This is a genomic window from Bacillus sp. ISL-18 (assembly GCF_018613415.1).
Taxonomy (GTDB): domain Bacteria; phylum Bacillota; class Bacilli; order Bacillales; family Cytobacillaceae; genus Neobacillus.
In genome coordinates this window covers 137,185-162,785 of record NZ_JAGGQG010000011.1, presented here as the reverse complement: position 1 = coordinate 162,785, position 25,601 = coordinate 137,185, and the positions used below count along the sequence as shown (strand labels likewise).

Sequence of the window (25,601 nt, the reverse complement as noted above, 5' to 3'; positions counted from 1 at the left end):
TTGCTCTTTAAATTAATAATAAGGAATTGTGACATCTACATCTACGATAACATTTTGCCCTTTGTTGTAAAATATTGCTCACTGAATCATTACTTCAATCAAACCTGAGCTCATTTAAATAAGCAAGGTCTTTGCCTTGGCGAAACTCCCCAGGTGAAAAGCCAATCCACTCCCGGAATACCTTAATAAAGTAGCTGCCATTGGAATATCCAATGTTTCTTGCAATCTCTTCTATTGTTAAATCCGTATTACGAAGTAGCTTGACCGCCTTTTCCATGCGCACTTTTGTTAAATATTCCATAGGTGACAGTCCCGTTGTTTTTTTAAAAAGACGGGTAAAATGATATTTGGATAATTCCACCCTGTTTGCAAGTTCTTCGAGACTCTGCAGGGAAACGTAATCTTCCTCTAAAAAACCGACAGCTTGGACTACTTTTTCGGGCCAGATTTCTTTTTCCTTTTTATAGGCTGTACTATGCCGGAAAAGCTCCATAATAAATTGATAGACTATAGAAGAAGCACGAAAACCATCGGTGATCTGATTCTTGCTTGCGGCGAAATACGTACTTTTTAAAAAAATAATAGGCGAACTGTCCACTGGAATTTGGGGAACATTGCCGATTAACTTGATAAGTTCTGTCCATTCTTTTTGTATATTTATTGGTCTTACTAAAATAAAATAAAATTCCCAGCTTTCACTATTCGGCGGCAAATAATAGCGGTGATTACTTGGGATTTCTACCATAAACGCCGATCCTGCAACGACCTGATGAACCTCTCCATCTATTTCAATATTTCCAAATCCTGAGATAGTATATTGGAACAAAAGAAGCGGGCCATCTTTTCGTTTTAAACCGTCCCAATCATATGAAGATTCAGTGATATTTTGATACCCCACGGCAAATAGCTGGTAGAAGGAACTATTTAGAGTATCTAAGAAACGAAAGCCATAGACCCCATATTTACTGGACATAAAGAACCCCTTGAAAAAAGTAATGGTTTTGAAATATTCATGTTAATTTATCAGTTTCAAAAATATAACAATGCGTATTTAGTAGTCAATATGTTTTGTACGTTGATTCCTTTTTAGTCCATGCACAATCATAAATGTTTAAAATATCGGGCTAAGTGGTGTTACTTTAGTATAATAGAGTAAAAGACCCCAAATAGGAAAAAAAAGCCCGATTAAATGGATGGGATACCAAATAATCGGGCTTTTTGCTGAGTTTACAAAGCCTTCCGAATACTAAATTCTAGAGGTGAATAGTCTGGCTCATTTCTTCTTCTTAAGTTTAATTTCTCCCCTAACGGAGTTGTCCGATTGCACATAAAACGTGGAATTCCTGAATGATTTTGAGAAGAGGCATGATAGAGAAACGGATGACAAAGGTAGACATCACCTGCTTCTGCAGTTGTTTCCACTACTCTAAGGTTTACCTCATCAACCTTAACCGTTTGATTCATAAAGTAATCAACTCGGGTTGTATCCTTGCTTGAAGAAAAGTTTGTGCCTTCCTGACCTGTAAGCTTGCCAAACCATTGATGAGCTTTGTTCACAGCTTGGATTCCATCCTCGAGAGTTACACCATTTTGCTGTTCAGCCAAGTATCGTGCGATAACTTTATGTGAGCCCTCTGCCACTAATGTCCCTCCACCCCGGGGGCCAATATCCGAAAAAACACATAAACAAAGCAGACCTTGGTCAGGGCTATCTACATGATGTTTAAAATGGATCCCATCCCAATGCCATCCATTAGTTGGAACGTCCCATTCCAGATGGGAACCTTCCGAAAAATTAACAGGCCACCACCCCCAACGATTTGGTATGCCACGGCCAACCCAACGACCTGTTCCTACTAAATCTTCTATGGCATCGGAAAGTCTTTCACTATCGCACAGACGGAACTCCTCCGTATCGTAATTTTCATTCAATCGAAGCATGGGCTCAGTCCATGTTGTACGATCCAATCTTTCAACTCCTCTTTTTTCAAGTTGCTTCCACAAGTAATCCTGTGCCTTTAAGGCGGCCTTTCGCTCAAAAGCTTGGGGAACTTTAACCCATCCCAATTCAATGAATTGCTCAATATCATTTTGAGATAAAACCTTTCCTCCAAACATCCTAACAACTCCTTTAAGAAGAAATAAGTTGATAAAATACTAGATTTGTTCATGTAACCGTTACAATTTCATTCCATAAACTAATTAGTCAAATTTATCTATTGATGTTCATATAGAGGAAAAAGGTTAATTCTTACTAATAGCTATTCTAGGAGAAAATGGTATGACAGCATCCATCTTAACTGCTAACGGTACGACTCCTTCAACTGCACTTGTGCAGCCAACAAGACGGTTAGAAGCTGCTACCGTTCTTTGTCTCTTTTTCATGGTTTCCTTCCTCTGTTCTCCAAGTGTCCCTCTATCGAGCTTGAGATCACCTAAGTAAGGTTTCATTTCTCCATTTGTAAAACTCTCAGCATCAAGCAGTTCAATTCGTTTTGCGCGGAAGCGTAAGTGTAATAAATCTCCTTGTTTTAGGTATAACACCCCTCCGCCATTATAAGCTTCGGGAGTCATGTGGCCTATTGCTGCCCCGTAAGTAACCCCAGAATAGCGGCCATCACTGATTAGAGTAGCTAAACGTTTGAGTTGGCGATTGGCATTAATATGCTGCATCGGATTGAACATCTCAGGCATACCAAATGCCTCAGGTCCTTGACCAGCGATAATTATAGTAAGTTTCAAACATTGATCTTTTACCATTCGATTAAATAATTGATGATAGGATAAGGCACCTGCTTCTCCATAACTTTCTGGTTGATTATGTTTCCACATTTGCAGCAAATGCTCTAGCGAAAATGCTTGCTGGTCTCTTAGTTCATCTAATAATTGGTCATTTAATAATTGGTTATTCGCATCTTCTTCATTTTCAAAATAAAGAACAAACGAAACTTTATCATCAAATTGATCTAATTGATAAGTAGTCATCCCACTAATTTTGACAACCGCACTTTCAAAAAAGTTCCCCCGTAACACATCGACTCCACTGAACTTTCTTAGCGGCTTACTTTGGATGATTGGATTGTCCTTAACCCCATCTGCACTTAGTCCTTCCGTATTACTCAGCCTTTCCTTCCAAGTTTGGCCAGTGACAGTTAAAGCATCGACATCCATCGGAACTCCATTTCGAATTAATTCATAAAAAAGAGTTTCCATTCCTCTAATCTGACCAGAGCAGCATTGCTCTGCGAGTACGAAAATATCCCTGCCTTCTGTAAGGCTGTAATGAAATAAATCTGGTATAGGATGTGATTGATGAATTTTCTCAATATCCCAAAGACTGAAGTCATATCCAGCATAGACCATTGCCCCAACAATGTGCATCATTAAGTTCGTGGACCCGCCGCCAGAGCTATGAATCCGGATGGCATTAGCAATATTAGCACCGACCAACTCAGCCACACTGCATTCCGGGCGATTTGCTATCGTAAATAAAGATTCTATGGCTGGCTTTAGCTGATCTGAAGTGGGTGGTTCTGTTAACAATTCAAGTTTAGGATGCACTAACCCAAAGCCCGCCATCAAATCCCTTGAACTATTTCCCGTTCCATGAAAAGCACATATTCCCCCTGCTGAGTCACAAGTATTAATCGCAAGCCTCTTTTCATAATTCTTATGCTGCTCGTGGGTAATGATCCCTTTCTCAACAGCTCGGGCAAGAACTCCTTGAAATTGTGTATTCGATGTACATTGTAAGATAAAACTTAATGCATCGTTAAGATCATCGGCAATATTCTGTTCACCCATTAATGATGCTCTTTCTGCAATTTCTTTTAATTCTACTTGTAAATCCTGCGGAATTTCTCCTCCCTTTAAAACGTGCGAAGGTGCAAATGTTGCAAATACTGGTGCTTCACCACGATAGCGCCGGACTCGATCCAATAAAGCTAAACCACTTAATACCCCTAACGGCTGCTTATCACAACCTTGGATAACAAATGCCCCATGATAGGAATGCGCTTCCATTTGATTGACGACAATCTCAGCAATGGCATTACGGCTTTGTAGTGAATAAGACATCCCCATATTACTTTGGGCTGTACCGTCACACATCACGGGTGTACTAAAATAAAACGGAACCCCGCCTTCTTCCCAAATTTTTAAAGCTGCGCGGGAAACGGTTTCTAAATCTAAAATATGGGCAGGATGGTCGGCGGAGCCGCCAATAATGGCGATACGAGGTGCATTTTCTTCTAAACGGTTATATATTTCCCCTAATGTCCAATCGGATTTTGAACCTTGATATGAGTCTCCCAGAACCTTTTTGGCTCGATCCAATAGTCCTGCCACTGTAATTGGTTCATTTGCCTTCCCTTGGACATTTTCCCGATAAGGGTTAATTGGATTGTTAATTATTGGCCTTTTATCATTTGCATTTCCGGTCATATATAAAGCCTCCTGCTCCAAGACAATTTTCATTAAAACACTAGAATCGTTTTCTAGAAATCTATGCATTTATAAAAGGGAAACCATACTATAATGGATACTTTCCACCTATGTACAGTCCCCTTTGATAACCTAATTTTCCTTATTCATTAAGGCTTAACAAATACGGTTTTAATGGAGGTGTAAAACTCAATTGCAGCGGTTCCTTGTTCTCGTGCTCCGGAACTCGATGCCTTCATACCGCCAAATGGAGCTTGTAATTCAACTCCTGCTGTTTCATAATTTACACGAACAAGCCCTGCCTCACTTGCCTCAATAAATTGAAATGCCTTCCCAATGTTTTTCGTGAATATGGATGCACTTAAGCCATACGGAATGTCATTAGCCAATTCGATTGCTTCTTCAATCGTTTTAACTTTAATTAAGGCTAACACCGGGCCAAAAATTTCTTCTTGACCAATGGTCATGTCTGATTTAACATCATCAAATATGGTCGGCTCTACAAAATACCCATCCTGCAGTTCAATATCTGATGGCCTGTTGCCCCCAACTAGAACAGTTGCGCCTTCTTCTTTTCCTTTTTCTATATAGGAAAGTACAGTGTTTAACTGTGATTCATTTACACATGGTCCCATCCAGGTCCCTTCCTCAAGGCCATCGCCAACCTTTAATTCTCTTGTTCTATCAACTAATCTTTTTTTGAATTCTTCATAGATTCCTTCTTGTACAATGACACGGCTAGTTGCGGTACATTTTTGACCCGTGGATCTAAGTCCCCCGCTTATAGTTGCTTCCACTGCCTCCTCAAGGTCGGCATCATCTGCAATAATAATCGGATTTTTCCCGCCCATTTCTAACTGATATTTTGCACCCCGTTCAATGGCCCCAAATGCCACTCTTTTACCGGTAGAATTGGAACCAGTAAAGGAGATTCCGTTTATTTGAGGATGATCAATGATGCGCTGTCCAACAACTGAACCTTTCCCCGTCACCATATTGACTACCCCTGCAGGCAATCCGGCTTGCTCCATACATTCGATTACTTTAGCACAAGTGACGGAAGCCTCCTGTGCAGGCTTAATCACAACGGTATTTCCATAAATTAAAGCGGGTGCCATTTTCCACAAAGGGATCGCAACCGGAAAATTCCATGGAGTGATAATTCCCACCACACCTAAGGGTACACGGGTTGTATACATTAACGCCTTGCTATCTGTTGCTGGAATGACATCACCGGTTTTCCGTAAGCCCTCTCCAGCATAATATCTTAGAATGGCGATACCGCGCAGCGTTTCCCCCTTTGCTTCTGGAAAGGTTTTTCCCATTTCTCTTGTAAGTGTTTCAGCAATTTCATCCAGGCGCTTTTCCATGATATCCGCAGTTTTAAAAAGGAAGTCACCTCTTTGAGCACCAGATAAATTCCGCCATGGGGCACTTGCATTTTGAGCAGCAGCAACAGCTTTATCTACATCACTTGCTGATGAACTTTGAACGTACCCAACTATTTCATTCCGGTGTGCCGGACTATAACTCTTTTCAACCAAATTGGTAGATGCTGGAACCCATTCTCCACCTATAAAATTTCCATACGTTTTTACTTCAGTTTGAACTGTCATAGCTACCCTTTCCCTTCTGTTCATATCTTTTCAACTAAATTGTTTCAACTAGTTTTACTGCTTGTTTTACTACCGGATTAACCAATTTACCTATACCCGGAATTTCTATTTCAATACGGTCACCGTCTTGTAAAGTATAACTTTCGGGTGGAACAATGCTTGTTCCTGTTAAAAGGACAGTCCCATTAAACACAATATTATCTTTTACTAGATAGGAGGAAAGTTCTTCATATGTTCTTCGCAAGTCACGCGTATGGGCCGTTTCTTCAAATACTTTTTCCTGATTTCGATAGATACGACAGGTAATCTGGAAGCTATAAAAATCTTCAACTGTTTCTGCCAAACGAATAGCTGGACCAATCGAGCATGAATTTTTCCATATTTTAGCTTGAGGTAAGTAGAGTGGATTTTCCCCCTCAATATCCCGGCAGCTCAAATCATTTCCAATTGTGAATCCAAAAATCTCCCCATTCTCATCTAAGACAAGAGCTAATTCAGGTTCGGGAACCTGCCAGCTAGAATCAGATCTTAAACAGAGAGCTTCGCCTGTTCCTCTTGTTCTTTCTTTGGTGGATTTAAAGAAAATTTCCGGTCTTTTTGCCTCATAAACCTTATCATAAATGGTTGGCTCCGTATGTTTCCCACCTGTAGCTTCATAGTTTCGTTCTTCCCTGCTTCTAAGATAAGTGACCCCAGCAGCCCATACCTCCTGTGCCTCAATTGGTACGAGTAATTGAAGCTGTTCTAAATCTTCCTTCTTAGGCAAGGTATCTTGGATCGCTTGCTGAATGATTTCAACCATCGAGACTTTTCTTTGTTTTGCTGTCTGTCTTAATTCAAGGATGTTTTCAAATGGCAATTCGTAAAGTAAATTCTCATCCGTAATAGCAGCCAATCTTGATAAACCGTTTTCTTCTAAGAATCGTATAATGCGCATCCAATCACCTCTAATTAGTTTTACATTATAAAACTAAGTTTTATAATGTGTTCAAATGAAAACTCCATTATTAATAATAAGGAGTTTTTGATACATAACCCATTTCTCGAGATATTTCTTCACTAGTTTGAAGCATCAATGGTATAATTCGTTCCATTTCCTCATCATTTAATCGAGGAGTAGGCATCGAAACACTAAAAGCAGCTATAGCATTGCCTGTATGATTACGAATCGGAAATGCGAGGCAGCAAATACCAGGCTCATTCTCTTCTCGATCATAAGCAAATCTATTTATTTTTATTTCAGCCAATTCATTTAAAAAATCAGATTTATTTGTTATTGTTCTAGGAGTCCTTTGATCAAATACATAGCCATCCATCATTTTATCAATCTCTTCTTGGGAACTTAAAGCAACAAGAAGCTTTCCTACTGCACTTGTATGTATCGGTACCCTCCTTCCAATCCGAGAATATAGAACATTTGCTGAAGTTCCCTCTACTTTATCTATATATAGACCTTCTTTTCCCTCTAATATGACGAGGTGAAGGGTGTGACCGGTTTTTTTCGATAAATCAAGTAGGTATTTTTTTGCGATGTTCCGGACATCTAAGTTGGTTATAACAAAATTACCTCTTTCAAGTAACTTCATGCCAAGCTTGTATTTTCCACTCTCTCCATCCTGATCAATATAACCGCTTTTTTTTAGCGTTTTCAATAATGAATGAACAGTACTTTTATTTAAGTTCATACGCTCACTAATTTCGGTTATTTTTAATTCAGTTGAATGTTCATCAAACAAGTCTAAAATCGTCAATGCTCTTTCAACTGATTGAATTATTGGCATTTAATATCAATCCTTTTTTGTTGGGTCTCTAGACGTAGATTACTATGTTGAAGCATTAGTTCTCTTTAATAATTTGTTTTACATTATAAAACCAGATTTTATAATGTAGCTTAAATCTAGTTAAAATATTACTGTAATGATTCACATGAGTCAACATAATTTACATAAATATTCTGAATCATTGATTTTTTTTTTTATGAACACTGCTCCAAATAAGTAAAGGCTTTCAAATAAACCTATTATTAGGAAGAAGGGTTCAATGAGTAATCATACTCACCATCACCAGGTAGGACATAAAAACTTATAAGGTATATCCGAATCCCAAAATGGTATAACATTTGTCTTCATTATCGGAAGCCATCTTAATTTCTACCTGGTGTTCCCGGCAGGCATTCTCCTGATACAAGATGACAGCATTACAATGAGTCCAGTTAACTTCATGAGGATCGGCGGTTTTTACATGCTTTCCATCCACAAATATTTCCGCTATCCCAAACTCACTATTTCCAGAATCCTTATAAACAAGAATGAGGCTTCTGCTGTTTATTGTCATTTTGAAACTTTCATTTCCCGATGTAGTTGTATGCATCCAGTTATTTGGAAATTGAGGTGTAACGAAAGAGTTAGCATCCATCTCTACCATCTGCAAATCTACATCTGTTTCCCAAAAACTGCCCACATTTATCGTTGCATCTATTCGGTTATCTTTCCTATCAAGTAACTGTACATCCTTAAAACCATTACCATAAACCGGCAATCTATCTATTTTTATATCATTTCTATCTCTAAAGGATTTCTTCGTTTCAGAAAATAGATAAGAAAGGCAATCTGCCATTATAGTATGACCGTCATTTGTTGGATGATAGATATCGTAAAAAAATTGCCGCTTGGTTATGATATTTCCCTCTTCCTTTGTAAGTCTAAATTGCTCTACCACTGCATCTTTTACACTTACCATTGGGAGTTCATGGTGCATTCCTACGGGAGAAAGCCTTTCCTGCAGATTCCAGTCATCTACAAACACGCTGAATAATAAAATAACAGCTGGGTTGTTTTCCGAAGAAAGTATTTTTAAACATAGGCTCTCGTAACATATTCCCTTTGTTTCGTCTCCTGCATCATTTACCGCAAACTCAACAATCACGATATCCGGCTTTACTTTTCCATTCCTTAGAACATCCCGTTCATAGCGGATCATACCGAGTTCAGATGGTGTACCTCCTACTCCGGCCTTCACAAAATGGACATTCCTTCCATCATCTTTACCAAACATTTCTCTGAACTTCAAATAAGATTGATAGGCATAACAATGAGTATGGATTGGTTTTGCTCCAGCTCCCTGAGTAATGGAGCCCCCTATATAGGCGATGGTTACATCCTCGCCTCTTTCTGCTTTTTCAATTGCCGCTTTCAATCTTTGATTGTTTCCTTTACTTAAAAGGGATTTTCTAATCATGGACTGGTAACCTTTTGAGCCAAATGCGACCGGTGGTTCCAACGATATCTCAGGGACCTTATAGAAATCATGCAGATAGAATTTTACACTTGCTGTTGCTAGTTCACCCGGATGCTCAAATTCAAAGGCAAATTTACCTGGTATATCATCATATGGGGACCATTGGTAATCTCCCAGGTCTAAAATGATCTCGGTTCCATCTGTTGGACATGGCATTCTTAGTAGTGTTCCAGTTTCATATTTTTTCCCTTTTCCATAATTTTGTAATACAAAGTTGATTTTTCCTGCATATTCATTTCCTGTTTTTATTACTACCCCTATACTGTGAACCAGCTTACGGAATCCCTTACAATCTTCAAGCAGAGTCAGCATTTCCTCATCTTCCACGCCACCTACAAATCTGGCAAGACTTTTCAATTGTTCTCCTTCTAAATAGATTTCCTGTGAGGGCTTGCCTTCATTACGGGGAGTTGCCTCAATCACACTCTCAAACATAACGAAAAAGCTATCCCGTTTTATCACTTGATCTTTTGGTGCTAGGAAATCTTCATCTCTATTGTCATTTTTCAACAATCTGCTTTTTTCAGTCATTTAACCTTTCTCTCCTATAAATCATCTATTTTTTATGACAAATTATTTAGAATTAATCACTATTTTTCTACGCTAGATTCTAACAGTGTTCAATGAGCCTCTTTGATAATGGAAATAAGCAATATCTACATATCCGCCAATTTGCGCAGTAGCATAATTAAATAAGCCAATCCGGTAACCCATGAAATGATCTAATGTATACTTCATGTTTAATGGACAGCCAATTTTACCCCAATTTTCTCCGTCTTCAGAATAGAAAAATTCCGCTAGATCAACACTATCATCAAAATTAAACTCAATTTTCAAATAAATCTGATTGCTAGAAAATGAAATCCTTTCAACCATTTTTTCATTACCATCACCGCGGTTTACACACATTGAGACGTATTTATTTCCGTCCACTTCTGCCTTAATTCCCACAGTCCCAAAGCTATTCTGGAGAGCGACCAATCCTGCATAATCACCAGGCTTCATGTTTGAAATATCCATCTTCGTTATCCCTGTACAGTCAGGTCCTTCCGTTCTTTGTGTCAATGTATTACGTGCATATAAAATGCTGTTCGTTAAATGGCCGTTTTCCAAACGCAGATAGCCCGGCCTTTTTGTGAATGACCATAGCTCATTATCCGGATTATGATTCCACTGCCAATTCAAGGGCAAATTATTTTCTGTATAGTCAAACTCATCACTGATCACTAACGGCTTTTTTGAAGAAGCAGGCACGTTTATTTCCAATTCTTTTGGTGCCTTACCGTCTATCCCCACCATGGGCCATCCGTCTTTCCAAGTGACAGGCAGTATATAGGGGATTCTGCCAACGGCATCATGATCTTGAAACAACATGGCATACCACTCATGTTCCGGCGTATCAAAAATCGCTCCTTGTGCAATTCCATGATTATGGTATTCCATGTCATCATCAAAAATCACTTTACGCTCATACCTACCCAAAAGCTGGCTAGCGCGATAACATATTTGCCTTCTGCGCTTGTATCCGTCTATTGGCCATTCGATAAATAATAAATAATATCGCCCGTCTATCTTATACGCATGGCATCCTTCACATCGCAAACCGATATCTTCTTTATCGGTTACCAACAATAATTGATGGATGCCTCCCGGTTTTATTGCTGTTACATCTTCTGTCAATTCTGTTATATGAATGTCACCATTGCCATAAATCACAAACACCCTATTTTCATCAAAAAGTAATGCGGGATCGTGATATACTCCTTCAAAAATGGAACGAGACCATTGTCCATTTTCAATTTCTTTTGTTTGATAGATATAAAACCTATTCATGTCGTTACTAGAAAAAGAAACATAGAAGGTTTCATTATGATAACGCAAACTTGCAGCCCAAGAACCTTTCCCGTAAATTCCTTTTCCATCCTTCAAATTATGGGCAACATTGTCTTCCAAAATATCAAATACATATCCGATAATCTCCCAATCTACTAAATTCTTCGACTTCATAATTGGGCATCCTGGCATAGTATGCATGCTCGTACTTATCATATAATAAACTGTCCCGACTCTTATCACATCAGGGTCCGGGACATCCGCCCATATAATGGGATTCTTTAAATTAGTTTTACTCATATAATTCTTTGATCCTTCCATTGTCTATCTACTTCTAACCTGCCTTGGCAATTTAGTTATTTCTTTCTTATAGCTACCGCCTAATTCTCCTGATGTGTGATTCCTTTAGGTGGAAAAGTTGACGCACTCGTTCAGCTTGAGTTGATAAGCAAGTCTTTCCGATAACTGTTCAGAAATATTTCTATATGTAATATTCCTGCCCGTCATTTTGACAGGCAGGAAATGTATATCCTTTGTATATGGGATGTATATTTCTTTGTTAATAAAGACTTTTAGATGGATAACAATGATTAAGCCTGATAAAAATTCCGAATCCATCTATGAGCTTTCAGCTTCTTAACCGACTCTTGAGAAAGCCCTTTTCCGTCCCCAACCTTACAGTTTCTTTCGACATTTTTGATGGTACGCATCCCAGGTATAACGGTAGAAACTGCAGGGTGGCTTAAAACATACCGTAGTGATGTTTCTGCCATATCCTCGATAGAAATGTTAAGATCTGTTACGATTTCATTTACCCGGTTGTAAACTTCACGTTTCCTTTCATCCTTAAAATAATGATTTCTGAAATCGCCCTCGTCAAATCGACTTTCCGGGGTGATTCTGCCGGTCAGTCCCCCTTCATCTAGAGGTACTCGGGCAATCACACCGACATTATGTTTTTCACAAGCATGGAAAAGCTTATCTTCCGGGCTTTGTTCAAAAATATTGTAGATAACTTGAACTGTATCAACCAGGCCTGTCTCAATCAACTTGATGGCATTTTCCGGCTGATGATCATTAATGGAAACACCAAAATATTTAATTTTTCCTTGCTTTTTCAGCTTTTCAATTGCTTCAAGCCATTCTCCTTGATTTACCCATTCGTCAGACCATACGTGAAACTGTTGGACATCGATCGTATCGACACCAAGATTGTGCAAGCTCTCTTCTGTGCAGGAAATAATATGATCTGCCGGGAAAGCTTCTTCTGCTGAAATACCTGCAGGAGCAGGCCATTTTAAATTTTTCGGAGGAATCTTGGTTGATACATAAATCGATTCCTGGCGTTCTCTTAATACTTGTCCAACCAAGCGCTCACTGTGACCATTTCCATACCCTAAGGCTGTATCAATAAAATTCAGGCCGAGATCAATTGCTTTGTTTAGTGCCTTAATGGATTCTTCATCGTTTGCTCCCTGCCATCCGGTATTTCCTATTCCCCAAGCACCATATCCAATCTCGGAAACTTTTAAACCTGTTTTTCCAAGTAATCTGTAATTCATTTGTATACCTCCAATTTTATTACTATCATTTTTACGCTGCCTTAATATCCGTTTTTTTCCAATAAACCTTAATATGAATTAGAACTATTTACGTTTTGCTAACCGGATTACATTCCAAGACAATTTCGGCAACACAGCTGAAACCAAACCATTTTCAATTGCGGCATTACCATTTGAATGTGGAGCAACCGGTGTGCCTTTAGCTGAATTGGTTTGCTTTAAGTCATCGTTTTCTAGGACGATATGCTCCACAACCTCATATCCATCAAAGTTACGAATATCGCACTCTAGTTCCAAGCCTTCCTTTAAATGGCGGTTTACCGCAAAAATGGTTAACTGTTCATTTTCTTCATTATATACAGCTGTTGATTCTAAATAAGGTACATCCGTAAAATCCTTGCTATCGTATTTTGGACTTGAAATAATCGGATTCAAGGAAACGCCGCGTCCAAATACTGATGCATGCATATATGGATAGAAAATGGTCTGCTTCCAGGCTGATCCATTTTCTTCCGTCATAATAGGTGCAATTACATTTATCAACTGGGCAAGACAAGCAATTTTTATGCGGTCAGCATGCTTTAATAACGTGATCAGCATACAACCAACCAATAGGGCATCCTCAAAATTATAATGATCTTCCAGCTGCTGAGGTGCAATGCTCCACGGTTCAATTTTCTTATCCGCATCATTACTGTGATACCACACATTCCATTCATCAAAAGAAAGATTGATATTCTTCTTTCCTCGTTTTTTCGCTTTAATATAATCGGCTATGGATATGACTGACCGGATAAAGTCATCCATTTCGAGGGTCATAGCCAAATAGTTGGAGATGTCATTATCACGATTGCCATAATATTGATGAAGTGAAATAAACTCAACATAATCATAGGTGTGGTCCAAAACAGTTGCTTCCCAATCTGCAAAGGTTGGCATGCCTCGGCCAGAGCTTCCGCATGCAACAAGTTCAATTGTTGGGTCAACCCACTTCATGACCTTGGCTGCTTCGGCAGCAATCCTCCCATATTCTTCAGCCGTTTTATGGCCAATTTGCCAAGGACCATCCATTTCATTTCCCAAGCACCATGTTTTAATTTTATGAGGCTCTTTAAACCCGTGGGAAATTCGTAAATCACTATAATAAGAACCACCCGGATGGTTGCAATATTCTACCAGGTTTCTAGCAGCGTCAATACCGCGTGTTCCTAAGTTAACGGCCATGTTTACATCCGCATTTACCAGCTTTGCCCATTTCATGAGCTCATTTGTACCAATTTCATTGGTTTCCGTAGTGCGCCATGCTAAATCAAGCCTGCGTGGGCGATTTTCAACTGGTCCTACGCCATCCTCCCACTTGTAACCGGATACAAAGTTTCCACCTGGATAACGAATGATTGGAACCTGAAGCTCTTTTACCATTTCCATCACATCTTGACGGAAGCCATTATCATCTGCCTGCGGATGACCGGGCTGGTAAATCCCTCCATAGACTGCACGTCCCAGATGTTCGATAAAAGAACCGTAGATACGGTTATCAATCTCAGAAACTTTAAAATCCTTTTCAAGAATCATTTTTGCCTTTTGTCCCATATTTTTCATCCTCTCAATTAGTTGTTTCTAGTGACTGCTTTTGGAATATATTTTCAATATTATTACTACTCCATTATAACGTTTGGATAACCAACGAACAAAGTATTATTGTTACATCTGTTGTTTATTCGAATGTAAAAGAAGCGAGACTTGCGTTACCGATCCCCTTATAAGTAAAATACAATGCCTGTATACCGTCCGGAATGGTAATTTCAGCGGAATATTCTGTCCATATGTTCGTAAAATCAACCGGTATTTCTCCGAGGGCCGGCCCGTTCCATGATGTTTTGACTTCAAAACTCCCTTTGGCATATCCACGCACCTTGATTTTGACTTTTCGAATACCGTCGCATTGGAAATATTTAAAACCGGCTGTTGCAGTATCCCTCATATTCGCAATGTATCCGATTTCTTCATCTCCATCTTTACCATCCTGTGTAATCTTCGGAAATCGTCCGTCCATCCATGCCCCGAGAGAACCCGAATACAATTCCTCATCCTTACAGAATAGATTGCAAGCCACATAAGCTGGATATTCCCCGTGTCCCACTAGTGGTCCTCCATTGGGTCCGCAGGATGTCATCTCTACTTGGGGTATGGTGCCATTATCCCTAAATTCAATCGGCTCTACACAGCCCTGTCTGCTGTAAACGGTTCCATTAGTATGCCTATGATAAAAGATGTACCATTTCCCATTCATTTCAACAATGCTGCCGTGGTTATTGTGACCATAGTACATAGGCTTGTCCGCTGGTTTGTATGTATCGATATGAAGATCAGCATTGCTTACGATGACTCCCTGGTAGACAAAGCCTTCTGTCGGATGTTTGCTAGTCGCATAGCAAAGCTCATGCATGACGATAGAGGAGTAAATAAAATAATAGGTGTCTCCTTTTTTCCTTATGGACGGCGCTTCAAAAAACTCATGTCCTTCGTACTCGCTGCCCTTGCTGTAGGGTTCACTTGGTGCAATAATAACGGGTTCTTCCATAATGGTAAGCATATCTGGACCAATTACTGTCGCCATGGCACCCTTTCTTGATTTGTCACCTGCTGCACAAAATCCAGTGTACAAATAGGTTTTCTCACCTTCGGTTAGGACCCCTGGGTCGAATTGAGGCTGGTCGCCTTCTCTTTCCCCCAAGCGTGTTCCATCTGGATAATGCACATAACCGTAAAATTCGTAACGGCCTGCCGGCGAATCACAGACAGCTACCGACACAATGGGAACTTTGTCAAGCACATAATAGAGATAATATCGACCATCCAGACCGACCGTGACGTCCGGTGCATAAAGACACATTCTGCCATCAGGATTGAGTGGATCATCTGTTTTTTTGTAAATGACGCCTTCATACCGCCAATCACCTAAATTATCCACTGGTGCCGACCAGCACACATAATCGTTTATGCAAAAGACATGACCGTTAAACCTATCATGCGAGCCATAAACATACACTCTTTCGTTAAAAACATATGGTTCTCCATCAGGAGTATATTCCCATGATGGAAGATACGGATTAAATCCTTGCTTCACCGTCACTTCACTCCTTGTATCTTAATAAACGGGTGCTTTAACCACATAAAATGCACTAATTTACTTCTCAAAAGTATATAAGTTCTTGAAATTTTCACACAATAAAATATAATTGATATATTCTAAGATTGATATATAATACTTGTTATTATATGGGGACTCAGAGGAGTTATTGTCCCTCAGTTTATGAAGCAACATGAAGATTGGAGTATAACTATGACAAATATTTACTATGTAGAAACTGATGCTACTCACAATGGTAGTTTTGTTTTTGATATTCCTAACGGTCATGACTGCTGGCTTCTTGTCATAACAAAAACTCCAGCTTTTTTCTGGGTAAATGGTGAAATCAAGGAATACCCAGCGCACAGTGCCATATTATTTCAACCACATCAGAAAATATACTATCGGGCTTGTGCTGAAACATACATAAATAACTGGCTGCGTTTTGAGTCTAATGAACCTTATATTACCGAAACAATGCTTCCACGTGGTATACCTTTTTCATTGGAAGATCCGGACTATTGCCACAAGCTATTTCAGCTACTTGTCACTGAGCACTCTTTTAATAAAGATTTCAAAGAATCATCAATTGATTATTTGTTAAGAATTCTGTTTAATAAACTTTTGGAATCTTACTTCCAAACTGAGATTTCCCCGCAATATTATAACCTTATAAATCTTCGTACTGAAATATACACTAACCCTGGTGATAATTGGACAATTCCTAAAATGTCAGAATCTGTCCATCTAAGCCCTGGCTATTTGCAGACACTCTATAAAAACACCTTTGGTATCTCCTGCATGGATGACGTAATTATCAGCCGAATCCGGCTAGCCAAAGAATATTTAAGGCATGGTTCCTATACAATTGCTGAAGTCGCATTTCGCTGTGGGTATAACAATGTAGAGCACTTTTGCCGACAATTTAAACAAAAGACAGGATATACTCCAGGCAGATTTCGAAACCATGCTGCCAATTCATACAGTGAAAAAGAATCAATTCTCTGATATTGCAGGAAGAACCATTTGATTGATCCAAGGTTTACTTGGATCAATCAGTTCTATACTAATCATTGTTTCCGGTATATCTAAACCAGTCAAAAAAGGCATTTCCATTTACACAATACACACCAAGGTAGGTACCTGTAAAAGTCATGGTATGCGTTCCTTCTGTGCAAAGGCCAGCTGTCATTCCCTTGCCCAGGTGTTCCCAATCTCCCTCAGGAAGTTTATAATCAAAATAATAGTAATCTCTATCGCTTCTGATTCTAAAAATTATCTCCTCTATGAAGTCAACCTTTTTCCTCTCTGTTATAACCTCAATATCATGTACTTTTTTTCTCAGGCAAGCGTAATATTCCCCATCCATTTTTGTTAAAAATTCTTCATAATGATAACTATCATTGTAGTAAGCGGTTATGCCGGCTTCAGAGTTTTGTTCATCGGCTTTAAAGGACATGTTGACTTCTGCAGTACAGTTAAAATGCTGCTGTATCTTTCCAATAAATGAAGGAGAATCTTTATCCTCGGATAGTGTTTTATTTTCTCCTGTAATTTTGAGCGAGCCCTTTCTTGAAGATAAATCATAGTTTTCTATTTTTGGATTACGGATAAAGTTCCAATTTAGATCCAACTTATTACTCTCAAAATGATCATCCCAACTATCACTTTGTGGGAAAGTATCTTCAGGAAGAGGACCATTCATTTCCATTTCAATATAACCATCATTCCCTATAACCGGCCATCCATCGCTTGTCCAAGTGACCGGAGCAAGAAAGGTTTCACGGCCAAGATTATGTAGCATACCTTTTAATGGTCTGACCCCTAGACACACGAGCCACCAATTCCCATTTTGATCTTCTACCATATCAGCATGACCTGTACACTGTATCGGACTGTATGTACGGTCTCTGTGTGAAAGAATGGGATTGTGCGGGCAGCCTTCGTAAGGTCCCCATGGAGACCTGCTCCTGAATATGGTCTCCATGTGTCCATATTCAGTCCCACCCTCTGCAATCATCAAAAAATACCAATCATTGATTTTGTATAAATGAGGTCCCTCCGGATAACGTCCACCGCTGCCTGAACAAATATGTTGAATGGGAGACAATCTTTCTCCAGTCATTGGATCAATAATTGAAAGTGCGATTCCCATTTTCCCTTCTACGGTTGCATTGGAACAGTAATACACCGTTCCATCATCATCAAAAAATAAGGATGGGTCGATTCCCCCCTGGTCTACCCATACAGGTTCCGACCAGGGCCCACTTGGATCCTTTGCGTGTACAATAAAATTACCACCATGAGATACATTCGTTGTTGTCATGTAAAACATGTCATTATGGTATCGGATGGTAGGCGCATAAATTCCTCCAGATGCCCTTGCGTTTAATAGTTCATCCTGTGATCTTCTCGACAGGCAATATCCAATCAAGTTCCAGTTAACTAAATTCCTGCTATGATAGATTGGAACACCTGGATAAAATTCAAAACTTGAATTAACAATATAAAAATCATTGCCCACCCTGCATATGCTCGGATCTGGGTTAAATCCCGGTATGATCGGGTTTTTATACTTCATCTGGAATCACCTTTTCCTTGTAACCAAATATGAATGATCATCCCTTAAGTCCAGACATTGTAATCCCTTGAACAAAGTATTTTTGCCCAATGAAGAAAAGTATGAGTAAAGGAATTACTGTTATTAAAGACACGGCCATAAGCATCTGAACTTGAGAGGAACCGTAGGAATTCTGAAAAAACTGCAAACCTAGAGCGAGCGTAAAATGTTCGTCACTATTTAAATAAATTAATGGTGTCATAAAGTCATTCCAATGGAAAGCAACTGACATAACTGCAACTGTCATCAAAGCTGGTTTGATTATTGGTAACAGAATTTTAAAGTAGATTTGAAATGAATTAGCACCATCAATTTTAGCAGCCTGATCTAACTCTATTGGTATGGTTTTAAAAAATTGTCTCAGAAGAAAAATATTAAACGCCCCACCGCCAAAATATGAGGGTATTATAAGAGGTTTTAATGTATCCAGCCAACCTAGTTTTGAAAATAAAATATAAGTTGGAATTAATAGAACCTGATTAGGCAGCATCATTGTTCCTAGTACGATGGTAAAAAGGATGTTACTGTAACGTGATTTAAACCTTGCAAAGCCATATGCAACAAAGGATGCTGAGAATACTGCTCCTAAGGTTGCTAAAACAGTTACTATAATCGTATTCCAGGTGTACCTTGTAAAATCTGCATACTGCCATCCCTGAATAAAATTATCTAATGTAAATGTTTTTGGTATTAATTTCGGAGGTATTGTGTACGCCTCAGAAGGTACTTTAAAAGCAGTAGAAATCATCCATAAAAATGGGAATATAAACACTAATGCCAATAAGCTCAATATAATATAACTTATAACAAGATTAATCGCTTCAACTTTTCTTTTATTCTTATAATGATTCACTGTCGTTTCTTTTATCGCCACATTTGCCTGCATTTTTCCGCCTCCAAAATTAATTCTCGTAGTATACCCAGTATTTAGAAGTACGGTTTACAATTAAAGTTATAATCAGAATTACAATAAATAAGATCCACGCTAATGTTGAAGCATACCCCATCTCACCATATTTGAATGCACTGTTATATATATGCATCATATAGGTATAGGTAGCATAGTTAGGGCCCCCTTCTGTTAAAACAAAAGGCTGCATGAAAACTTGAAAGCCACCTATTATTCCCATTACTAGATTAAAAAATAATGTTGGTGTCGACAGAGGAAGGGTAATATGAGTAATCATTATAAGACGATTCGCACCATCGATTGAAGCACTTTCATATAATTGTTCCGGTATATCCTGTAACCCAGCAAGTGTTATAATAATAGAGTTGCCAATCGTCCATAAACCCATTATGATAATCGCAGGCATCGCCCATTTACCATCACTAAGCCAATTCGGACCGGTTATCCCCAAAAATGAAAGAACATAGTTTATGAGACCGAATTGTGCGTTAAAAATCCATCCCCACAATAATGTGACAGCAACACCTGCCGTTATATACGGTATATAAAAAGTGGTTCTGAATATCCCCATTCCTTTTATTTTTTTGTGATTTAGTAAGAGCGCAACCATAAAGGATACGATTAAACTTAATGGGACAGAAACTACTACAAAATATAAAGTATTTTTTAGAGATTTATAGAAAAGGGGATCTTGAGTAAAAGCCTTTTTTATATTGGCCAAGCCTACAAATTCACCCGTTCCAGTCATATCCGCATTTGTAAAGATCAATATAATGGAATAAACTACTGGATATAATGTGAAAATTAAAAAACCCAAAATAAATGGTGATGTATATAAGTAAAATAACCTAGCTTCACTTTTTTCACTACTAGTATTCTTCTTTTTCATTTCTTCACCCCTCAAGAGACGAATATATAAAGGGAGGATATTGCCTTTTATGTCTTCCTCCCATTAATTTAATTGCCTAAACTATTTACTTTGTTTTTGATGAACTTCGTCAAGTGCAGCTTGTATTTGTGGAGCATATTTTTTCACAGCGTCTTTAGCCGAACTTTTCTTAGTAGTAATTTGCTGCCATACTTGTTCGAATAAGTCTGCAGCTTTATTAATGGATCCACCCCAAGGAAACGTAGTTGCATCCGCCAATCCGTTAAGGTAGTCAGTCTGTTTAATATCTGTATTTGGAATAGTCAGTTTACTAAAAGTGGTGTCAGCTGATTCCTTTAATGCTGGAATTCCTACTTTAGCATAGATATCATTTACTTCTTTATTCATAGATATTGTCTTTATGTAGGCCCATGCAGCCTTCTTGTTCTTTGATGCCTTATTCATAGCAAAACCTGTTTGAAATTTAATATTCGTATTTTTTCCATTAGGATCTTTAGGAGGCAAAACAATACCCCATTTAAAGCTATTCCCTATTTTTTTAGCTATTTCTCCAGCCTCGAACAATCCCAGTGGATACATGGCAGCTTTTCCTGATACAAACATCTGGTCCATAGGTATACTTTTAGAAGCAGCATCATCAGGCAACTCTTTTGATTTGACGAGATCTGCAAACAATTCCAACGCTTTTATTGTTTTTGGGTCATCTACTGTCTGTTTGGTCCAATCACTGTTATATGGAGTACCACCATATGGTAAAGATGCAAAACTTTGAAGAATCCAATGTGAAACAATAGCATAAGTCCTTTTAGCACCAGAACCTGAAGAAACTTTCCCTGAAACATTTTTAAAGTCATCCCATGTCCAATCATTTGTAGGATATGGAACTCCGGCTTTGTCGAAAATTTCTTTATTGTAAGCGAACATGAAATCTGATTCAGTTGTAGGCATCCCTTCCCTTTTTCCATCTGGGTCTACGTACCCATCATCTGCACCCGGCGTAAAATCTGCAGTATCGATATTATCCTTTTCTAAATAAGGATTCAAATCTTCAAACCATTTTGAACGGAGACCTTTCCAGTCAGGTGACATCATAATCACATCAGCAGCATTCCCTGCTGCCAATGCCGCATCAAGCTTCTGATCAACACTATCTGCCGGAAGCCATATTTCATGAACTTTCACTTCAGGATACAACTTTTCGAATACTTTTGTAGCTTGCTTTCTGGCCTGGAGTTCTTCTCCACCACCCCAGCCCATAATAGTGAGTTCGCCAGAAATCGTTTTCCCATCGTTTTTGCTGCTGGACTGACTACTATTGCTTCCACAAGCAGTGAGAGATAGTGCTAATGCCCCAGCTAAAAATGATTTTAGAAGTTTTTTCATAAGTTTTTCTCTCCTTTTTATTTTTTCTCAAAAAATAAGACTTACAATTCTCACATCACCCCTTTGACCGAAATCGCTTTCAACTTATTTTGTTACAACTGTTCAATGGAAACTATTTCTTTTGATCAACACTGGTGGCTACAAATTTTTTTACAAATAAAGCGTTTCCAAGTTATTAATAGAATAATAATATAATTATTCCCTCCATGCATTGACATTTTCATATAAATAATTGATATATTCTAAGGTTATGCTGTTAAAGAAAGATTAAAAGGGAAATTAATTCCTCAACCCGTTCATTGATTAGACGTTGTGTTGCATCCTCTAAATTTTATTAGAATAAAAATAATATTTTTTTAAAAAAATAAACCCAAAGAACAAATCTTTGGGTCAGTTTCTAACTATATCTCTAATTTTAAAGTACTATACTTCTTTTGTTTTTTTTCTATACGTTTAAAAGCTATTGTCGCACCAAACATAATCACAATGGACATAAGACTTACCAAAAAAAATGGTATAAATCCCGGGAATTTGGAGAACGGAAAACTTAATAATAGAAGCACTGCTACCATCAAAATGGTAATGTGCAGATTAAGAGTCCCAATATAAAATGCACTTTTAAAATACTGAAAAAACTTTAAATCAAAATGGACATAGACAGGAAAAAGATATAACAAGGTGATCAAATACAAACCAATAATGATCAATAAAGGGACTGACAGAATGTATTGAACGGTACCACCTATTGCCATTAAGAGCCTAAAATCATAAAGCAGGAAAAAGCCAATGACCCCTATTATTAAACCCACAATATTAGCATGTAGGAACTCCTTTTTATAGGTCTGAAAAAAGACTCGAGAAATAGGGATATCTGCTTCTTTCATGCTCCACTTTCTAACCACTGTAAATAATGCAACAGTTGCGGGCATTATACCAAAAACTATGAACCCAGTTAATGTAAAGAGAATCCATAAGATATTAACCAAAGCCATCTTCCAAATCCAATCGCATACAGTTAAGAGTCCTCCCATCACTCTGCCCATTGGCATATGGTATCACCTCTTTCATTTATTTAAACAAGTATGTAAACAATATCATTTTCCTTTTTAAGAAGTACTAGGAGCTATCTTAATATACAGTTAGGGAAAAGCTTTAAAGAAACGTCCTTTACTTTACCACATCCACTTACAATTCCTATTCATTCACATTATCTGAACGAAATATTGCAGGAATTACCCGATCTTGGGTGATACCTGCCGTACTCAATAATCTCTAGCTAATCTTTTTACTCATCCCCACTCCTAGGGATGATAGAAATTTTAACTTTCAGAATATTATATCATCTTATTTTAAGTTTGTATACCCAATAAACAAACTTTTACATGAATACCTGATATCCATTTAATTCCATAAATATGAGCCCTACCGGCTCAAAACTCTTAATAACTAAAAAAGGAGTACCTCCCCAAAATGTCGTAATGAGTAAGTGACCAAACCAACTCTTTGACTAGAGGAAAACTCCCTATGCCTACAATGTTATCCTAATCCGAATAATCAGATGCCCCTAAAATGGGCAACTTCATCAATAGGGACCCTGTTTGAAACATATTGATTATATGGATGCTCGGGGTCCGCATACCCAATCATGATACCCACGATGATTTTCTGATTGGCCGGGATGCCTAGTACGTTTCTAATATGATGGGGGTAGGAAACCGAGCTTGCTGCCGGTGCTGAATCCAGTCCATGGGCCTTAGCTGCAAGCATCAGGCTGTTGGCAAACATCCCAAGATCAAACAATGACCAATCTGTAAGCGAATGATCAAGACATAAGAAGATGGCAACAGGAGCTCCAAAAAACTGATAGTTATTTTTCCAATTTTTATATCGCGCAGCCTCGTCATCACGGACAATTCCCATGCTTTTAAATGACTCTGCAAAGCTCTTTTTCATTCGGTCATCTATATACTCAGGCCATATCTTTGGTGTAGGTAAATCCTGTGTATGGGGTTCGTGATTTTCAAAGGATTGTAAGTAGGCCTTTCTTAACTCTTCTAATTTTTTATCACTCGCTGCATATATTTCCCAAGGTTGTGAATTGGCCCAAGACGGGGCACGAATAGCTGCTGACAGTACCGATGTCAATAATTCCTTGCTTACAGGCTTATTTAAAAATTTCCGAATGGTATGCCTTTCAAAAAATATTTTTGTAGCTTCCATTTAGAACCCTCCTTTAACTACTCTAGTAAACCAGTTAGCTCTTATATTTTAGCTAGTTATGAAAATGGGTTAAAAGAGAAAGCTGATTTCACAAGGTGATTACGATCACTCCTTTTGAAATCAGCCTTTATACTCAGTTATCTATCAAAAAATCAACCATTTCCCAGCTGAACTTTTTCGTTTGTATGTTTTTTTAATATATTTAGCAAGCCTTCGTTAATTTTACAGTTTTTAAAGGCAAATGACTGCATTACAAGGTCAATTTCTTCATTTGATAAATCTTTAAAAATTTTCGCATACTCGGGCTGGATCAGAGCACCCGCATAAATGGTAAAAATGGCTTGTGATATGCTGGAAAGATTAAAGCTATGAGACATTTCCGGATTGACAACCTCTTCCAAATGCTTGGCTAACTCCTCAACTGATTCTCTTGCCTTAAACCCCGGAAGCCAAATCATCCAATCATCCGTATTTAATGCAAGTTTCATTTTTAAAATCGAAGAAACCTTCTGCATATACTCTGAATTAGGATCAAGCGTCACTAACCCCATAACCCCAACATCTTTATACGTCCAAGTCGTCCAATGTGCGCCGAAATCTTCAAAAATACTAATTTGCTCATCCATTGCACTTAAACGATCTGGGATCTCCCGCTCTGGTCCATTATAGACAGAGCCAAACTCACCCACCCAAAGAGGAACATCATATTTCTGTGCAAACTTAGTACCTTCATGGTTATAAAATACTTCCTCTTGGACAGATTTGTCCCAATACTTGCCACTCTCTACGCGGGCCGTTTTTGCATCTGCCACTCCCGGGTACTGTCCTGGTCCAAATCCAGCCGCTGTATAGTTATGACTGCTGTAGACCAGATTTTTTGCAAATGGAGCTTCTAAACCGGCAAACAGCTTGGAATAGTTATCCCCTTCAAGGAAAATGATGTGGTCAGGATCAATATTGCGGATGGCTTTAACGACCCGTTTATAGATCCGATTCATCCTTTCCCAATCCGGTTTATAATTGCCAAAGAATGTATGTGGAAAATCGCCGTGCGGTGTATTCACACATGGTTCATTCATGACGTTATACCCTGCAATTATACCTCGCCCTTTGTAACGGCGGGCAAACTCTTCCCACAGAGCGACAAACCTGTCTTGATACGTTTTGTCATGCCAGAAAAAGCTATGACGTACATCATTATCTGAATGCCAGTGGGTGTTTTGGAACCCCTGTACTGCATGAAGATCAAGAATAACGTAAAGTCCATGCTCTTCACAGAGATCAATGATTTTGTCCAGGCGGTTAAATCCCGATTCCTTGTAAGTAAAAGGTGCTTCATCATCTTCAAAATGACGATAATTTAAAGGAATGCGAATGGTGGTTGCTCCCCAGCTCTTAATAAACTTTATATCGTCTTCACCAAAGAAATAATGCAGCAGCCGGTCGAATAAAAATTCAGCTTTTTCCTTTCCAATGACTTCGGAAACGGTGTGACGGAGGGCATGTTCCGTTCCTGTATAGCCATTAATAAAGTCCTCCATATTCATCCAGCCGCCAATACAAGTTCCTCTCAGTTGAATGGGATTCCCTGTTGAATCCGTAATTTTATTATTTTTTACCTTAAGCAATTCCATCATTAATTCCTTCCTTTCAATGTTGAACAAGTGTCCAATTCTTCGTATTAAAAAAGAACGA

General features: G+C 38.5%; 19 protein-coding genes. 1 reads left to right on the top strand and 18 read right to left on the bottom strand.

Going from position 1 to position 25,601, the window contains the following annotated elements; translation table 11 throughout:
• Positions 1-94 precede the first annotated feature (94 nt).
• From J7E81_RS18390 to J7E81_RS18340, 11 genes are all read right to left on the bottom strand, one after another.
• On the bottom strand, positions 95-973 hold the full coding sequence (locus J7E81_RS18390; RefSeq protein ID WP_215044675.1) for an AraC family transcriptional regulator: 879 nt from the start codon (positions 971-973) through the stop codon (positions 95-97).
• 254 nt (positions 974-1,227) lie between these two features.
• The gene (locus tag J7E81_RS18385) at positions 1,228-2,118 is read right to left on the bottom strand and encodes a phytanoyl-CoA dioxygenase family protein (protein WP_215044673.1); all 891 of its coding nucleotides are present in this window, start codon (positions 2,116-2,118) and stop codon (positions 1,228-1,230) included.
• Positions 2,119-2,244: 126 nt separating this feature from the next.
• Positions 2,245-4,398, bottom strand: a complete 2,154-nt coding sequence (locus J7E81_RS18380; RefSeq protein WP_374104065.1) for a dihydroxy-acid dehydratase domain-containing protein — start codon at positions 4,396-4,398, stop codon at positions 2,245-2,247.
• Positions 4,399-4,592: 194 nt separating this feature from the next.
• A complete protein-coding gene (gene gucD, locus J7E81_RS18375; RefSeq protein WP_215044669.1) occupies positions 4,593-6,059 on the bottom strand; it encodes an alpha-ketoglutaric semialdehyde dehydrogenase GucD in 1,467 nt (488 codons plus the stop codon).
• Positions 6,060-6,093: 34 nt separating this feature from the next.
• A complete protein-coding gene (locus tag J7E81_RS18370; RefSeq protein ID WP_215044667.1) occupies positions 6,094-6,996 on the bottom strand; it encodes a fumarylacetoacetate hydrolase family protein in 903 nt (300 codons plus the stop codon).
• 70 nt (positions 6,997-7,066) lie between these two features.
• Positions 7,067-7,840, bottom strand: a complete 774-nt coding sequence (locus J7E81_RS18365) for an IclR family transcriptional regulator (protein WP_215044666.1) — start codon at positions 7,838-7,840, stop codon at positions 7,067-7,069.
• Positions 7,841-8,141: 301 nt separating this feature from the next.
• The gene (locus J7E81_RS18360) at positions 8,142-9,887 is read right to left on the bottom strand and encodes an SGNH/GDSL hydrolase family protein (RefSeq protein ID WP_215044664.1); all 1,746 of its coding nucleotides are present in this window, start codon (positions 9,885-9,887) and stop codon (positions 8,142-8,144) included.
• A gap of 72 nt (positions 9,888-9,959) precedes the next feature.
• Entirely contained in the window at positions 9,960-11,489 is a 1,530-nt protein-coding gene (locus J7E81_RS18355; protein ID WP_215044662.1) for a glycoside hydrolase family 43 protein, read from the bottom strand.
• Between the two features lie 290 nt (positions 11,490-11,779).
• Complete coding sequence (locus J7E81_RS18350) at positions 11,780-12,751, bottom strand: aldo/keto reductase (RefSeq protein WP_251028731.1); 972 nt, start codon at positions 12,749-12,751, stop codon at positions 11,780-11,782.
• A gap of 84 nt (positions 12,752-12,835) precedes the next feature.
• Positions 12,836-14,344 carry an arabinosylfuranosidase ArfA gene (arfA, locus tag J7E81_RS18345; RefSeq protein WP_215044660.1) on the bottom strand — a complete coding sequence of 503 codons (1,509 nt, stop codon included), beginning with the start codon at positions 14,342-14,344 and terminating at the stop codon, positions 12,836-12,838.
• 124 nt (positions 14,345-14,468) lie between these two features.
• The gene (locus tag J7E81_RS18340) at positions 14,469-15,887 is read right to left on the bottom strand and encodes a family 43 glycosylhydrolase (protein WP_215044658.1); all 1,419 of its coding nucleotides are present in this window, start codon (positions 15,885-15,887) and stop codon (positions 14,469-14,471) included.
• Positions 15,888-16,097: 210 nt separating this feature from the next.
• Between J7E81_RS18340 and J7E81_RS18335 the strand changes: the two genes are divergently transcribed.
• Positions 16,098-16,892 carry an AraC family transcriptional regulator gene (locus tag J7E81_RS18335; protein ID WP_215044656.1) on the top strand — a complete coding sequence of 265 codons (795 nt, stop codon included), beginning with the start codon at positions 16,098-16,100 and terminating at the stop codon, positions 16,890-16,892.
• A 58-nt stretch (positions 16,893-16,950) separates the two neighbouring features.
• Here J7E81_RS18335 and J7E81_RS18330 read toward each other — a convergent pair whose 3' ends face one another.
• The 7 genes from J7E81_RS18330 to J7E81_RS18300 form a co-directional block, all read right to left on the bottom strand.
• Positions 16,951-18,465, bottom strand: coding sequence for a glycoside hydrolase family 43 protein (locus J7E81_RS18330; protein WP_215044654.1), 1,515 nt, complete (start codon positions 18,463-18,465; stop codon positions 16,951-16,953).
• Positions 18,466-18,502: 37 nt separating this feature from the next.
• The gene (locus tag J7E81_RS18325) at positions 18,503-19,390 is read right to left on the bottom strand and encodes a carbohydrate ABC transporter permease (protein WP_215044652.1); all 888 of its coding nucleotides are present in this window, start codon (positions 19,388-19,390) and stop codon (positions 18,503-18,505) included.
• A 16-nt stretch (positions 19,391-19,406) separates the two neighbouring features.
• Positions 19,407-20,303 carry a carbohydrate ABC transporter permease gene (locus tag J7E81_RS18320; RefSeq protein ID WP_215044650.1) on the bottom strand — a complete coding sequence of 299 codons (897 nt, stop codon included), beginning with the start codon at positions 20,301-20,303 and terminating at the stop codon, positions 19,407-19,409.
• Positions 20,304-20,384: 81 nt separating this feature from the next.
• Positions 20,385-21,686, bottom strand: a complete 1,302-nt coding sequence (locus J7E81_RS18315) for an ABC transporter substrate-binding protein (RefSeq protein WP_215044648.1) — start codon at positions 21,684-21,686, stop codon at positions 20,385-20,387.
• 401 nt (positions 21,687-22,087) lie between these two features.
• Positions 22,088-22,678, bottom strand: a complete 591-nt coding sequence (locus J7E81_RS18310; protein WP_251028739.1) for a YesL family protein — start codon at positions 22,676-22,678, stop codon at positions 22,088-22,090.
• A gap of 562 nt (positions 22,679-23,240) precedes the next feature.
• Positions 23,241-23,906, bottom strand: a complete 666-nt coding sequence (locus tag J7E81_RS18305; protein ID WP_215044644.1) for a nitroreductase — start codon at positions 23,904-23,906, stop codon at positions 23,241-23,243.
• Between the two features lie 152 nt (positions 23,907-24,058).
• A complete protein-coding gene (locus tag J7E81_RS18300) occupies positions 24,059-25,543 on the bottom strand; it encodes a glycoside hydrolase family 5 protein (protein ID WP_215044642.1) in 1,485 nt (494 codons plus the stop codon).
• Positions 25,544-25,601 lie beyond the last annotated feature (58 nt).

Coding starts and splice junctions, on each gene's coding strand:
- J7E81_RS18385 (WP_215044673.1), bottom strand. CDS start 2,118: ATGTTTGGAGGAAAGGTTTTATCTCAAAATGATATTGAGCAATTCATT.
- J7E81_RS18390 (WP_215044675.1), bottom strand. CDS start 973: ATGTCCAGTAAATATGGGGTCTATGGCTTTCGTTTCTTAGATACTCTA.
- J7E81_RS18365 (WP_215044666.1), bottom strand. CDS start 7,840: ATGCCAATAATTCAATCAGTTGAAAGAGCATTGACGATTTTAGACTTG.
- J7E81_RS18325 (WP_215044652.1), bottom strand. CDS start 19,390: ATGCAGGCAAATGTGGCGATAAAAGAAACGACAGTGAATCATTATAAG.
- J7E81_RS18335 (WP_215044656.1), top strand. CDS start 16,098: ATGACAAATATTTACTATGTAGAAACTGATGCTACTCACAATGGTAGT.
- J7E81_RS18370 (WP_215044667.1), bottom strand. CDS start 6,996: ATGCGCATTATACGATTCTTAGAAGAAAACGGTTTATCAAGATTGGCT.
- arfA (WP_215044660.1), bottom strand. CDS start 14,344: ATGGGACAAAAGGCAAAAATGATTCTTGAAAAGGATTTTAAAGTTTCT.
- J7E81_RS18300 (WP_215044642.1), bottom strand. CDS start 25,543: ATGATGGAATTGCTTAAGGTAAAAAATAATAAAATTACGGATTCAACA.
- gucD (WP_215044669.1), bottom strand. CDS start 6,059: ATGACAGTTCAAACTGAAGTAAAAACGTATGGAAATTTTATAGGTGGA.
- J7E81_RS18355 (WP_215044662.1), bottom strand. CDS start 11,489: ATGAGTAAAACTAATTTAAAGAATCCCATTATATGGGCGGATGTCCCG.
- J7E81_RS18320 (WP_215044650.1), bottom strand. CDS start 20,303: ATGAAAAAGAAGAATACTAGTAGTGAAAAAAGTGAAGCTAGGTTATTT.
- J7E81_RS18350 (WP_251028731.1), bottom strand. CDS start 12,751: ATGAATTACAGATTACTTGGAAAAACAGGTTTAAAAGTTTCCGAGATT.
- J7E81_RS18310 (WP_251028739.1), bottom strand. CDS start 22,678: ATGGCTTTGGTTAATATCTTATGGATTCTCTTTACATTAACTGGGTTC.
- J7E81_RS18330 (WP_215044654.1), bottom strand. CDS start 18,465: ATGAAGTATAAAAACCCGATCATACCGGGATTTAACCCAGATCCGAGC.
- J7E81_RS18315 (WP_215044648.1), bottom strand. CDS start 21,686: ATGAAAAAACTTCTAAAATCATTTTTAGCTGGGGCATTAGCACTATCT.
- J7E81_RS18305 (WP_215044644.1), bottom strand. CDS start 23,906: ATGGAAGCTACAAAAATATTTTTTGAAAGGCATACCATTCGGAAATTT.
- J7E81_RS18360 (WP_215044664.1), bottom strand. CDS start 9,887: ATGACTGAAAAAAGCAGATTGTTGAAAAATGACAATAGAGATGAAGAT.